Consider the following 12,243-nt stretch of genomic DNA (forward strand, 5'->3'; position numbering starts at 1 on the left):
GCGGAGAATTGGGTAATGATCGTTTTAACCAGAGAAGTGGGCGAATCGCTACGGCGCGACAAGTACGCCAATGTGCAGGGTGCTGACTTCAATCTCTACGGTCATTTCGCCGACTTCGTCAGACTGACCAAAAGTTGGGAAAACATGGAGCCTGACAGTTACTACGGTCAGGCCGAAGCCGGCATGCGTTACCGTCGTTACAGCGACTTTGAATACAACCCCAAGACGCGCGAACTGAAGCAGCTGGAACATCGCGCGTACGTGCAGTCCAAGGCCAACAACAGCTATGTGGGCGGCGTGGTACGGCACTTTCAGGACTTCTCGGACGAAGTCATCAGCTCGCCGGTGATGCGCAGCCTGATCGACACCGATTTCGAAGTGTACAAAAGCGTTCTGCCGGAAGAGCTGCACGATGAAATCTGGCAGTGCCAGATCCATCAGATCCGTATCGAGATCAAACCCGGCAAACAACTGGAAATCACTCCGGAGGGCATTCACTGCGACGGTTATCCGTTCAGCGGCGTGCACTTTTGGGGCCGCAACAATGTCGAGGGCGCCGAAAGCCGCCTGTACGACATTCACGAGCAGCAACTGGCGTCGACCACTTACCAGGAAATCCTCGACACCACGTACTTCCTCGACCGCGACATGCGCCACTACGTGACACCGGCACGCAACACTCACTCCCACGCCATGGCGTACCGGCAGATCCTGGCGATTTCCTTCTCGCGGCCCGGGACCGCTTTCGACATTGTTCGCTAATCAGATCACCCCAATCGACGGCGTCGAATGCTCGACGCCGGTGGTGCTGCGGCGCGCGACGGCCAAGGACGCGCAGCGCATGGAGCGTTTCTTCCGCCAGTTCGACGAAGTGTCGTTCTGTGAATGGCAGGACGCCAAATGCCTGCGCGGCGTGCTGATCCAGAAAACCACCACGGCCTATCTGGCCTTCGATGTCGAAGGTGAGATCGTCGGCGCGGTGCTGGGTGGCATGCTGGGCAGTCGCGGCACGATCAACCATCTGGCGGTCAGCCTGCGCTATCGCAGTCAGGGCGTGGGCCAGCGGCTGGTGGAAGCGGCGTCGGCCGACATGAAACGGGTCGGAGTGCTGCGGATGTTCCTGTTCGTCGATGATGCTAACCTCGCGGGCAAGCGTTTCTGGACGGCCCAGGGTTTTTGCGAACCTCACGGCGAGCGGACATTTGAGAGGGATCTATGAATGAAACATCCGGCAGTGCGCCGCTGATGGTCGACCGTCAGCCGTCGCGCACCTTTGCCGAAGCCAGCCCGGTGGTGGCCGGTTACTTCACCGTGTCGTTCGTGTTCGGGCTGATGGCGGTCAATGCCGGGCTGCCGCTGTGGCTGCCGGTGGCCATGTGCCTGTTCGTGTATGCCGGGGCATCGCAATTTGCGGCGTTGGCGCTGATCAGCAGTGGGGCGTCGTTGACCACCATCGTGCTGACCACGTTTCTGATCAACGCGCGGCACATGCTGATGTCGGTCTACATGGCAAAAGCCTTGCGGGCACTGGGCCTGAGCCGCATGGAGCGCTGGTGCTACGCCGGCGGGCTGACCGATGAATCGTTCGCCTTCCACAGCGTCAAACTGGGCACTGGTGCGCCGGTGAACGTTCGCTATCTGATCGGCTTCAACCTGTTCTGCCACACCTCCTGGGTGATCGGCGGATTGCTCGGCGCCCTCTGCGCGCAGTACGCCTCGCACCTGATCAAATACCAGCTCGACTACGCGCTGACCGCGATGATGCTCTACGTGCTGGTCTCGCTGTGCAACACCCGCAATAAACTCATCGCCGCTTTGGCCGCAGTCGTCTGCATGGGCGCACTGAGCCTGGTGGGCAGTTCGCCGTTCAACGTTTTCATCGCCACGTTTGTGGGCTGCGGAGTGGGTGTATGCCTGACCAAACGTTCCTGATTCTGGTGGTTGCGCTGATGATGGCCGTGACCTTCCTGCCACGGGCCTTGCCGCTGCAGGTCAACACCGAGCACTGGCCGCCCTTCGTCGCCCGGGCGCTGGAATACCTGCCGGTGGCGATCGTCGCTGCGATCAGCCTGACACCCTTGTTGATCAAGGATCAGCACATACAGCTCGATCGCCCGGAATTTTATGCAGCGATTCCGACGCTGTTATGTGCGTACTTCAGCAAAAACCTCTTTCTCAGTGTGGCGGTTGGGACGGCTGCGTACATTGCGCTCGGCTCGTTCATGTAGCGGCAGATCGACCACGTCGTTCAACGCCTGGCCGGACAGGTCCGGGTTGTTCACCGCCAGGCGCACTTCGAGGAAATCCTCGAACCCGGGGAAGATCGTCAGGCCGTTTTTCTGAGCGGCCTCGCGAGAGACCATGCCGATGGCGTCCATCTGCGTGATGAGCGACAAGGTCAGCGTTTCGCTGCAGGAGTAGATCGTCCGCTGACTGTTCTCGTGATTGCCCAGCCCGGCGTCGAGAAAACGCAAAAAGCTGTGGGAATACGGACAATCTTCTGCCGGACGCACCTGAAATTTGTTGCCGAGCAACGTCAGCGGATCGTTCTCCTGACCACAGTGCGCGCCGACCACCTGCACCTGCACTTCCGGCAGGACAATGCTCGGCAAGCCCGGACGCTGCGGCCCGATCAGCACCGCCAGATCGAAATCCTCGTTCTTCAGCTTGCTGAGGTTTTCCATCGACTCGGCGTAGCTGAATTCCATCTGGTAGTCGGGAAACACCTCGATCAGGCGTCCGATCAGTCGCCGGTTGAAATCCGGGTCCAGCGTGGTGTTCAACGCCACTTTCAGCGTGCGCTGTCCCGGTACCTTCAACGCCTCGACTTTCTCTTCCATCTGCCGCGTGGCAATCAGCACTCTGTCCATATAAGGCGTCAGCTCCGTGCCTTGCGGCGTCAGCGTCAGCCCCTTGTTGGATCGTCTAAACAAGCGGAAACCGAACTGTTCTTCGACCTTGTTCAACTGCGCGGCCAGGGCCTGCACGGTCAGGCACGAATGCTCGGCTGCGGCCGACAAGGAGCCGGTCTGCACGATGCGCATGAGGTTGCGTAAGGTTCTGCTATCCATGGGTAATGCCCTCTGAAGTGGGCTGGGTATTGTTGTGTACGTGACGGCCTGAACGGCGCCATTTGCCGGCTATATTCCTGTACCTGAGCATAGTTGTCGCGCAATTAGTAGCGAATCGATGTCCCCGCCGATGGCTGGAGGCTGACACAGGATCGGGGTTTTTGGTGACGTGGGGGTGATTGGGGTCAAAAAAAGTGCCCGACTCGAAGGAGTCGGGCACTTTTTTTGTGCGGTGGGGTTACAGCGGCTGGGACATTTTCGTACAGCCATCTCGCGCTGTTCAGCGTTGATGCCGGAAGCCTCCTATTGAAAGACAAGAACGGGCTGATTTATTACCGCAGCACAAGTGGCTGAAATATCAGGCAGTTAATTTCGGGACATTTTCAGTCCGAGGCCATTGGATATCCAGGCAATGCCGGCATCCGCGAAGCTAGCGAGAGGATGCCAATGAGTGTGCCTGGGAGCAGGGCGTTATCTGAACAAAAGAACTGGAAGGATCTTGGTTTACCGGACATTCGGGACATTGGTCCCGAGTTGCTGACTTCTGCGATCAGAGAACGTCCAGGTGCCGAGAGTCTGGAGGCTGCATGGAAGCAAGTTTCCAAAGGCTTCGGACTTCATGACGGCCTCAATTCAACAGTGATTGAGACACCCATTTGCTCTGTTCTGGTGAGGCGCGAGCACTTGTTGCACATTGTGGAAAAACGCCCGAATGCTCGGGAGCGCTTCACGGACTTCGCGCAAGACACCCTGAAAAAGCCGTTAGAGATCTGGAAGGTTTCCTACGATGACGATTCTTTCCGACTGACATACATCGGTGTCTACAACACGAAATACCAGATGCTGGTAGTGATCCATATCGATCACGGCAACGTACTCTGGAACTTCATGAACTGTGACAAAAAGGGACTGAACAAGCATCGGCATGGAGAGCTGCTGTTCCAACGTTACCGATGGCCCAAACAAAAAGGGCAGCCTTAACAGGCTGCCCTTCACGAAAAAGTTGCTTGATATTGTGCTCCCTCAAGCAAGGGAGAAGAGGTCTCACCCGAACGCTGATTTTCAGGTCATCAACGGGGTTCCTAACGCCGACTATCGCCACCTGATGGCAGTCGGTTTCGCGCTCTTGGGGCCGATTCTCGGCCACTGAATCTGATGTGTCAACCTACGACTTCAATGGGTAAGCGGTAGCGACATAGGCGTATCAATTCATTACACCGCATTACAAATGAAGTACCCCACCCCTACTTTTTCCCCTCCCGGCACACGCCTACATTGAGCTCCAACACCTGACCATCATCCCGAGGGCAGGTCACTGGAGTAATCGTCATGCCATTTGTCAGCGTACGCATCACCCGCGACGGTGTTACCCGTGAGCAGAAAGCTCAGGTGATCGCCGAAATCACTGAAACCCTGGAACGCGTCCTCAACAAACGCCCGGACCTGACCCACATCGTGATCGAAGAAGTCGACACCGATAACTGGGGCTACGCCGGCATCACCACTACCGAGTACCGCCGACAGCTGGCGGAGCGGGGCCAGTCATGACCCCGACCGTGACCATCGATTTCGTTTCCGACGTGGTGTGTCCCTGGTGCGCACTCGGGGCGACAGCGCTGGAGCAGGCGATCGGCAATCTGGCCGGCGAGATTTCGGTGGAGCTGACCTACAAGCCCTTCGAACTCAACCCGGACATGCCCGCCGAAGGCGAACCGGCCGTGCAGCACCTGATGCGCAAATACGGCCGCACCGCCGAAGACGCCGCCGCCGGCAAGAAGATGCAGATCGAACGCGGCAAAGCCATCGGTTTCGAGTTCGACCTGGAGAAACGCACGCACTTTCACAACACCTTCGATGCCCATCGATTGCTGATGTGGGCAGCGCAGGAAGGGCGGCAAGTCGCGCTGAAAAAGATCCTGCTGCGCGCTTACTTCCGCGACGGCGACAACCCCAACGATCATCCGACGCTGATCCGTCTGGCGACCGAAGCGGGGCTGGATGCGGCGAGGGCCCGCAAGGTGCTGGCCAACGACGAATTCGCCAGCGAAGTGCGGCAACTGCAGGCGTTTTACCGGCAGCACGGGATCCACTCGGTGCCCGCGCTGATCCTGAACGGCAAGCACCTGGTGTCCGGTTCGCAATCGGTCGAGTACTACGAACAAATGCTGAAACAACTGGCTAGCGCCTGATTCAACACCCACTTATTGATTGAGGATTTCATCATGAGCAATTCGAAAAAAACCGTCGTTATCACCGGTGCTTCCCAAGGTCTGGGCGAAGGCATGGTCAAGGCCTTCCGTGAGCTGGGCTACAACATCGTCGCCACCTCGCGCTCGATCAAGCCGTCGAACGACCCGCAGATCCTGACCATCGCCGGCGATATCGGCGACCCGGCCACTGCTCAACGCGTGATCAGCGAAGGCGTTGCACGCTTCGGCCGCATCGACACCCTGGTCAACAACGCCGGTATCTTCGTCGCCAAACCGTTCACCGCCTACACCCCGGAAGACTACGCGGCGGTGCTGTCGGTCAACCTCAACGGCTTCTTCTACATCACCCAACTGGCCATCGGCGAGATGGAAAAACAGGGCAAGGGCCACGTGGTCAACATCACCACCAGCCTCGTCGACCACGCCATCGACGGCGTGCCCTCGGTCCTCGCTTCGCTGACCAAGGGCGGCCTCAACGCCGCCACCAAATCCCTGGCCATCGAATACGCCAAACGCGGAATCCGGGTGAACGCGGTATCGCCGGGCATCATCAAGACACCGATGCACGGCGAGGAAACCCACGCGGCACTGGGCGCGCTGCATCCGGTTGGACACATGGGCGAGATCGACGACATTGCGCAGGCGGTCGTGTATCTCGATAACGCCAACTTTGTGACCGGTGAGATTCTGCATGTGGATGGCGGGCAGAGCGCTGGGCACTGATTGATCCGGTAACACAAAGCCCTCGCAGCGATGCGAGGGCTTTTTTATGGGCGGCGGATTACGGATCTGGACTCAACACTTTGACCGCGTCATCGACCAGCGCCTTGCTCAACTCCTGCAAGTATTGCGAGGCGCGGGCGTGGAGTTCCGGGTCGTTGGCGGCAGAGGTATCCGAGGTGAGCAGTTTGGAAATATGAAGCAGATGGGAGGCGTGGGAGAGGGCGGTGACGACCGGGACGCCGGGGTTGGTGCGGAAGAGTGCGTGGTTGGATTGGAAGGAAAAATGGGTGAGGCCGAGGGTTTTCAGATCGTTGGGGTTGGTCATGGCTTCACCTACCGTTGGCTGGTTGGTGGAAGGGGCAGACTCTGGACGGATCGATGCTAATCATTTGTGAAACTCCCTGTATCAAATGAGCGCTGCCACTTCGTTCTCAGGCGAAAGGGTGGCAGCTATGCGCAGGCTGAGAAACCGGAGATACAGGAACCCGGCAGACCCGAAGGTCTCCCACGCACAGCCGCCATTGCACGGAAATGCAGGCACAAAAAAACGCCGGCAAACGTGGGTCGGGGCGCTGGTGCGCCTGCATCTTACGCGGGTTCTCAGGCCCGGTCGCTGAATTGGCAGCGACGGGTTTGACGGTAGCGTGGGGGAGGGTTGGAGCGCAATCGTGGCCAGGTGGTGGCGAAGAGGCCGACATACTCACATGCAACACTTATGTTGCATGGGTAACAAATATGTTGCACGGTCGCTCTGCCGAAATAGCGCGTGATGCGCATAAGCGACATCGAGTTTCGGCGATGCAGCTAGGCCACAAGGGTGAGGCTGAGTTGTACCCCATGAGAGGAAACGTGATGTTCGAATATGCGTTGGAAGTCCACGAGGAGCCGAGCAGTGTCTGGTTGTCCTGCGCAGAAATTCCAGAGATGCATGCCGCTGGCGACACCCTTGAGGAAGCACTCGACGGCGCCATTGATGCAATGGAAACAGCCTTGTCGATTTACGTTGATGATCGTCGGTTGATTCCGACAGGTGATGCGGGAGAGCAGGAAAGTCACGTGGTATTGCGTCTGCCTGTACTGACTGCGGCAAAGGTTGGGTTGTGGAATACGCTTTTGGAGTCTGGAGTCAGCAAGGCTGAGCTTGCACGTCGCTTGGGTGTGCAACGGCCCCAGGTAGATCGGTTGGTCGATTTCCTGCATCACTCCAAGATCGAGAATGTCGAGCGTGCGTTGCACCAGCTTGGACGCCGGATTTTACTTTCGGTTGAGGCTGCGTAGGTTTCACAACCGAATGATGGAGAAAAGCCCCCGGCAGCAATAACTGTGGGGGCTTTTTCATTTGGGGCGGAAAACACAAACCCCAGAAACAACAAAGCCCCTGCATTTCTGCAGGGGCTTTGTAGTGGTCAACTAATCCCGGACACGACGTTAAGTTTTTCCTCGGCCCGAGCTGGTGCCAACCCACCATTGAATTGGTGAGGCCGAATCCAGTTGTACCGATGCATCAAGAAGTGGCTGATATCGCGCTTGGCTTCTTGAGTCGTTCTGTAGCCCGTGATCGGTATCCATTTCGTTTTTAGGCTGCGGAACACGCGCTCCATTGGCGCGTTGTCCCAGCAATTTCCCCGGCGACTCATGCTCTGGCGCATGCGATAACGCCACAATCGCTGACGAAATAGCCGGCTTGCGTATTGCGACCCCTGATCCGAATGAAACAGCAGACCCGAAGGCCTGCCACGCTGCTCGTAGGCCATATCCAGGGCCTTGATCACCAGTTCAGCGTCCGGCTTTTCCGACAACGCCCAGCCCACCACCCGGCGCGTGCAGAGATCCAGTACGACCGCCAAGTAATGCCATTTCCCCTGGGCCCAAATGTAGGTGATGTCGCCGCACCAGACTTGATTCGGGGCTGGCATATCAAACTCACGGTACAAGGTATTCGGGATATCGAGTCTTTCTACTGTCACTCGTTTGTAGGCATGTGAGCCGGGTTGTTTGCTGACTAAATCAAGCTCGCGCATCAAGCTGCGCACTTTGAATCGACCAAGTTGTTCACCGTCTTCAAGCATCAGCGACAAGATACTGCGGCTACCCGCAGCGCTACGACTTTGCGTGAACAACTCGTTCACCCGGCTGCGCAACCGAAGTCGTTCAACATCAGGCGTGCGGCGCTTAAGGCGCTGGGCGTAGTAGCACGAACGAGTGACTTCAAACAGCTTGCACAGCCAATCAACCGGCTCATGGACGCTCAACTGATTGATCAGCGCGTACGCTCGTGATCTTCCGACATCAAGAGCGCGGTAGCCTTTTTTAATATCGATTTTTCCCGTTCAAGCCGGGCAATCCGGGCTTCCAGCTCCTGAATTTTCTGCTGTTCCGAGGTCAATGCTTTGCTCTGCGGCGTAACACCTTGGCGCTCTTGCTGAAACTGATCAACCCAGCGGCGCAGGGCCGACTCGCCGACACCAAGTGAACGGCTGGATTCGATGTAGCTGTAGTTTTGCTTGAGCACGAGGTCGGCAGCCTCGCGTTTGAATTCAGCAGAAAAGGAACGGCGTTGTTTGGTCATCTGACACCTCGATCTGGCGGGCATTCTCACCTAAATGGGTGTCCGGTTTCATTAGACCACTACAGAGTCCGTTCAGTGGCGAGTGGGCGACGATGCCGTAATCCGATCGTGGATCGAGTCACGGCACGTCAGTTAGGGATTACCCATTGACGCCAGCGCGTTGCGGCCATTATTCGCAACGCGCTGATACCTTGGCTTACGCCGCTTGAATCAACCTCCGCCCAACCCACTCCGCGACCTGCGCAACAACGGCGTTTCCGGCAGCGAAAGCCTCCGCAAGGTTGGCCGCATCCAGTCCGAGGCAAAACCCATCATCCTCAGACGCTCGCTGCCGCTCAGCCATCTGATGCCATCCGTTCGCGTGAGCGACGAGAGTGGTACAGCCCATAGCGATCTGTGAGGGGGCTCGGTCGGCCAGTAGAGTATTGGCAGCCCAGGCATCCGCCGGCCGTGGCCATTGCTGCGACTGAGACGCTGGAGGTATTGCGTCCACTGGCGCGGCGTCAGCCAGCAGCTCGAAGGGGGCATGCGTCGATAACCTGCGACCAGGAATAGATCAAAGCCTCCTATGCCTGCGAACAGGCTGCCAAGTGTGGGTTGCTGCATTCAGGTACTCGTTGTTCTGGATGCTCGCGGCACGCTGGGGGGAGGCTCGGGGCCTTCAGGTGGTTGGGTGTCCGGCAACGCGGACACTTGATAACTAATTCAATGAAGCTACTGGTGGAGGAAAGTTTGGAGCAGTAATCACTGCAACGAATGCTTTGGATAATTTTGCACTTTTATAGCGTTAACGAAGCTTATACGAGTGAGCTCCTGGAGCTATTTCGAAAAGATATCAAAAGCTGTTGTTTCTGACAGTTTTTGGGAAAAAGTATTTTTGCGATGATTGAGTTGTATATCACTTGGAGTTTTTGAAATGGCCACAACAATCTATTTACTGTCACGGATTTCTCCATCAGCTACTTTGGGTCAAATCCAAGAAGCTCTTTGGGTACAACACAAAGTAAAGGCCGTCTCCCTTGCGCTGTACGAAGATCCGGAACTGTTCGTTGGCCGGATGGCTGTTGCTCAGGTGGAAACGCAGCTTGCGAGCGGAGCCGTACCAGCACCAAGAACTCTCAAGGTGAATGGAATAGAAAGTCTATGTTCGATTTCATCTCCATTTGCTTTGTTGTTGCAGGGGGCAATGTAGTCATCTCCGAAGAGTCTTACGCTGTGAAGCAGGTGCCTCTCGACAGTCTGGTACGGCGCTCGGGGCCTTCAAATGGTTGAGTGTCCGGCAACGCGGGCACTTGATCTGTAATTCAGTGAAGCCGCTGGCGGCAGCGCGTTTGCGGCAACAGTGGCCGCAGCGGATGTCTTGCAAGGCATCGTCCTTGATTGGGAAAAATCACTCTGTGATGGGTTCCAGCTGCCAATAAAGTTCGTCAGCGGATACGGCGTGTTTAGCAAATTCGGCGGCATTGTCGGGTCGCGGTGATGGGCCGTGTTTGTGGGCCGCGATGGCTGCGTTCATCCGTTCCACCAGATAGATCAGATCAACCAGCACCTGCAGCACGTTGACGTCTTCAGAACCTAGCCAAGTCTCGGGAGCTTTGAAGCGCTGTGCAATCTTCGCCACGCTGTCGCGCAGCCCTTGGATCTGCTCCTGCATGTCACCGCCGATTACAGCGTTCAGTTTTTGCCCGACCACCAGATTCAGATCCCGGCCGGTGGCCACGTGCAGATCATCGACGGCCGCGAGGCTGGTAGATCCGCCGGATAACAGCTTCAGCGCGCCCAGCGCCTCGGTCTTTTTGATGCCACCGACCGTCTCGGTGCTGTGGTCGTCGACCTCGATGACGCTGGTCTGATAGCGCTCGGTGTTGTCCAGCGCTTCAACCTCGCGCTCGCTGGCCCGGTCGGTCATCTTGGCGTCTGTCTGTCGCGTCCAGTTTCCCTCGGCGTCGGCACGCTGTTGCACGGCCTCGCTGTGCTGCCAGAGCTGATCGCCTTTGGGCACTTTTGGCAGGCTCAGGCCGTGCGGCAGGATCTGTGCGGTAAGCCGTAGGTAAAGCTGACCACCACGGTGGTGCCTTCTTCGGGGAAGGCATAAAACCCCATCTCGTTGCCCCCGCCAGACACCGGCAAAGCCACACCCAGCAAGTGCGGCAGTTGTGGATCTGCCTCGCCATCGGGGCCGAGCACTTCCAAGTCCACGGCATAGCGTGGGCGGAAGTCGTCGCACAGGCCGGCGTCGGCCGGTGCATCGGCGACCGCCAGTACGAGGGCGAAGCGGGGCAGGTGATAGGCACCGACCAGCTCCGGGAACCGCCGCTCGATGATGCGGGTTACGGCGTCTTCCATTTCAGCACCATTTGCGTACCGGTCAGCGTCACCGAGGTGATGCGCTGGCCATTGTTGATAGATGCGCCAGGGCGCAAGCCGGGGAGGGTGGCAATCTCGGCGCTCTGATTGCCTTGATAGGTGTCGAACAGCTCGACCGGCAGTTGTAGCGCCGGCCGGGTGCCCCAGTAGCTGTCGGCCCAGCTGCCCACGTACATCTCGCCGTCACCTTGCTGGTGCCAGACGAAGTCGGGAATGCTGAACACCTGCGCCAGACTGTCCAGCGCCTGAATGCCGCCGCCGAGCGAGTAGAAGTAGGGCGCTCTGACCTTGGCATAGGCTGTGTCCGGTACGCGAAAGCGCAGCCCCTGCTCTTGCTTGTTGGCCGTGGTGCTACGCTCGATGTAACCGACAAAGTGGCGCTGCAACGGTTTGTCGTTGTAGCCCAGATCGAGCGTGACCAGCCCACGCAGCGGGGTCGCGGCCTTGACGGTAAAACTGGCCCGACCCGGGGTGCGCAAGTCCAGACGGACCTCGTCGCGGACCAGGTCAACCGGCTGGCCGTTGATGCTTAATACTTTGTGCAGCTTCATGGGGCAGGGGCCAGGTAGTCGTCGACGCGTTTCAGAATGCTTTCAAACCCGCTGAGCTCAGGCGCCTCGGCACCGGCGTCTGGACCTCTCTTGTTGTGGAAGAAGCAAGCAAAGAAAGTGAGAGTGTTAAGGCAGCTTTGCTTGCCGAAGTCGGAGCACTCGTTGAGATAGTGGAGCTGCGGGGCTATGTAACTGACCTCAAGTTTTGCGAGGCGAAATTGCTTTATCGTCGTTCAGCAGTGATGAATGCGTTCAACACTAGTCCCGAGTTTTATCAAATCCGCATTGATGGCCAATTCAACCGGGTTTTCCAAGCGAACGTCACGAAGCTGGGGGTGCTGAGTAAAGACCAAGCGAGGCAAATCGTCCGCTTTCATCAGTTGGCTGATAGCGTCAGGCAGGACGTGATCGAGGGCGGTGTGCTGGCTGGAGGAACTGACAGGCCCGAGATGTTTCGGGAGGCGATCGATTTGCTTGAAGAAGCGATGAGTATCGGCCGGGCAATGATTGCGGCGGATGCGGAGGGTGGGTGTAGCTGGTTTGGTTTGAGAGAGGCAAAAAAATGAAGTGTGGACACTTTGTGGACACTTTCACGTTTTGACGTGAGATAAGTCTAAGACCCCAGAAACGACAAAGCCCCGCATTGCGGGGCTTTGAATATGGTGCCGGCACCAGGAATCGAACCCGGGACCTACTGATTACAAGTCAGTTGCTCTACCATCTGAGCTATACCGGCGTGTGGGCGACGATTA

At 57.6% G+C, this 12,243-nt stretch carries 17 protein-coding genes, 1 tRNA gene and 1 pseudogene; 11 read left to right on the plus strand and 8 right to left on the minus strand.

The features are described 5' to 3' along the window. The first annotated feature begins 15 nt into the window (after positions 1–15). The 4 genes from CAF63_RS07915 (at position 16) to CAF63_RS07930 (ending at position 2,228) form a co-directional block, all read left to right on the plus strand. Complete coding sequence (locus CAF63_RS07915; RefSeq protein WP_011331995.1) at positions 16–762, plus strand: 2OG-Fe dioxygenase family protein; 747 nt, start codon at positions 16–18, stop codon at positions 760–762. A gap of 79 nt (positions 763–841) precedes the next feature. Further along, positions 842–1,219 (plus strand): GNAT family N-acetyltransferase, encoded by a 378-nt coding sequence (locus CAF63_RS07920; RefSeq protein ID WP_007952618.1) that lies wholly within the window; start codon positions 842–844, stop codon positions 1,217–1,219. Next, positions 1,216–1,932 carry an AzlC family ABC transporter permease gene (locus CAF63_RS07925; RefSeq protein ID WP_011331997.1) on the plus strand — a complete coding sequence of 239 codons (717 nt, stop codon included), beginning with the start codon at positions 1,216–1,218 and terminating at the stop codon, positions 1,930–1,932. Before CAF63_RS07920 ends, CAF63_RS07925 begins: the two co-directional genes overlap by 4 nt. Then, a complete protein-coding gene (locus tag CAF63_RS07930) occupies positions 1,911–2,228 on the plus strand; it encodes an AzlD domain-containing protein (RefSeq protein WP_007952614.1) in 318 nt (105 codons plus the stop codon). The genes CAF63_RS07925 and CAF63_RS07930 overlap by 22 nt, the downstream gene beginning before the upstream one ends. On the opposite strand, the gene CAF63_RS07935 is transcribed toward CAF63_RS07930, so the two are convergent. Next, on the minus strand, positions 2,145–3,071 hold the full coding sequence (locus tag CAF63_RS07935; protein ID WP_085684111.1) for a LysR family transcriptional regulator: 927 nt from the start codon (positions 3,069–3,071) through the stop codon (positions 2,145–2,147). The genes CAF63_RS07930 and CAF63_RS07935 overlap by 84 nt on opposite strands. A 447-nt stretch (positions 3,072–3,518) precedes the next feature. Between CAF63_RS07935 and CAF63_RS28745 the strand changes: the two genes are divergently transcribed. The 4 genes from CAF63_RS28745 (at position 3,519) to CAF63_RS07955 (ending at position 6,004) form a co-directional block, all read left to right on the plus strand. Continuing rightward, positions 3,519–4,052, plus strand: a complete 534-nt coding sequence (locus CAF63_RS28745) for a PBECR2 nuclease fold domain-containing protein (RefSeq protein ID WP_158090783.1) — start codon at positions 3,519–3,521, stop codon at positions 4,050–4,052. 348 nt (positions 4,053–4,400) lie between these two features. Further along, the gene (locus CAF63_RS07945) at positions 4,401–4,619 is read left to right on the plus strand and encodes a 4-oxalocrotonate tautomerase family protein (RefSeq protein WP_007952610.1); all 219 of its coding nucleotides are present in this window, start codon (positions 4,401–4,403) and stop codon (positions 4,617–4,619) included. Beyond that, positions 4,616–5,260 carry a DsbA family oxidoreductase gene (locus CAF63_RS07950; protein WP_085684109.1) on the plus strand — a complete coding sequence of 215 codons (645 nt, stop codon included), beginning with the start codon at positions 4,616–4,618 and terminating at the stop codon, positions 5,258–5,260. Before CAF63_RS07945 ends, CAF63_RS07950 begins: the two co-directional genes overlap by 4 nt. A gap of 33 nt (positions 5,261–5,293) precedes the next feature. Next, the gene (locus tag CAF63_RS07955) at positions 5,294–6,004 is read left to right on the plus strand and encodes an SDR family NAD(P)-dependent oxidoreductase (protein ID WP_085684107.1); all 711 of its coding nucleotides are present in this window, start codon (positions 5,294–5,296) and stop codon (positions 6,002–6,004) included. A gap of 58 nt (positions 6,005–6,062) precedes the next feature. Here the strand turns inward: CAF63_RS07955 and CAF63_RS07960 are convergent, their stop codons facing one another. Continuing rightward, entirely contained in the window at positions 6,063–6,329 is a 267-nt protein-coding gene (locus CAF63_RS07960; RefSeq protein ID WP_085684105.1) for a DUF3077 domain-containing protein, read from the minus strand. 527 nt (positions 6,330–6,856) lie between these two features. On the opposite strand from CAF63_RS07960, the gene CAF63_RS07965 reads away from it, so the two are divergent. Next, positions 6,857–7,282: a type II toxin-antitoxin system HicB family antitoxin gene (locus CAF63_RS07965; RefSeq protein WP_085684404.1), complete on the plus strand. Its 426-nt coding sequence runs from the start codon at positions 6,857–6,859 to the stop codon at positions 7,280–7,282. Between the two features lie 128 nt (positions 7,283–7,410). On the opposite strand, the gene CAF63_RS07970 is transcribed toward CAF63_RS07965, so the two are convergent. Together CAF63_RS07970 and CAF63_RS07980 are read right to left on the minus strand one after the other, a co-directional pair. After that, positions 7,411–8,573 (minus strand): IS3 family transposase gene (locus CAF63_RS07970; RefSeq protein ID WP_143492432.1). Its coding sequence is split into 2 segments (ribosomal slippage): positions 7,411–8,318 and positions 8,318–8,573, totalling 1,164 coding nucleotides; the frame shifts between segments, so codons are not numbered across the junction. Positions 8,574–9,139: 566 nt separating this feature from the next. Beyond that, a complete protein-coding gene (locus tag CAF63_RS07980) occupies positions 9,140–9,343 on the minus strand; it encodes a Com family DNA-binding transcriptional regulator (protein WP_371807396.1) in 204 nt (67 codons plus the stop codon). 146 nt (positions 9,344–9,489) lie between these two features. On the opposite strand from CAF63_RS07980, the gene CAF63_RS28300 reads away from it, so the two are divergent. Further along, positions 9,490–9,765: a hypothetical protein gene (locus CAF63_RS28300; RefSeq protein ID WP_143492433.1), complete on the plus strand. Its 276-nt coding sequence runs from the start codon at positions 9,490–9,492 to the stop codon at positions 9,763–9,765. On the opposite strand, the gene CAF63_RS07985 is transcribed toward CAF63_RS28300, so the two are convergent. The 3 genes and pseudogenes from CAF63_RS07985 to CAF63_RS07995 form a co-directional block, all read right to left on the minus strand. Next, a complete protein-coding gene (locus tag CAF63_RS07985; protein WP_085684101.1) occupies positions 9,766–9,939 on the minus strand; it encodes a Com family DNA-binding transcriptional regulator in 174 nt (57 codons plus the stop codon). A gap of 24 nt (positions 9,940–9,963) precedes the next feature. Beyond that, positions 9,964–10,919 (minus strand): annotated as a pseudogene (locus tag CAF63_RS07990) (hypothetical protein). Further along, entirely contained in the window at positions 10,904–11,491 is a 588-nt protein-coding gene (locus CAF63_RS07995) for a hypothetical protein (protein ID WP_085684099.1), read from the minus strand. Before CAF63_RS07995 ends, CAF63_RS07990 begins: the two are co-directional and overlap by 16 nt. A gap of 95 nt (positions 11,492–11,586) precedes the next feature. Here CAF63_RS07995 and CAF63_RS08000 point away from each other — a divergent pair, with 95 nt between their 5' ends. Continuing rightward, a complete protein-coding gene (locus CAF63_RS08000) occupies positions 11,587–12,057 on the plus strand; it encodes a hypothetical protein (protein WP_085684096.1) in 471 nt (156 codons plus the stop codon). 94 nt (positions 12,058–12,151) lie between these two features. On the opposite strand, the gene CAF63_RS08005 is transcribed toward CAF63_RS08000, so the two are convergent. Continuing rightward, positions 12,152–12,227 (minus strand) — tRNA-Thr (locus CAF63_RS08005). Between the last annotated feature and the right edge of the window lie 16 nt (positions 12,228–12,243).

The organism is Pseudomonas sp. B20(2017) (genome assembly GCF_002113125.1).
Classification (GTDB): domain Bacteria; phylum Pseudomonadota; class Gammaproteobacteria; order Pseudomonadales; family Pseudomonadaceae; genus Aquipseudomonas.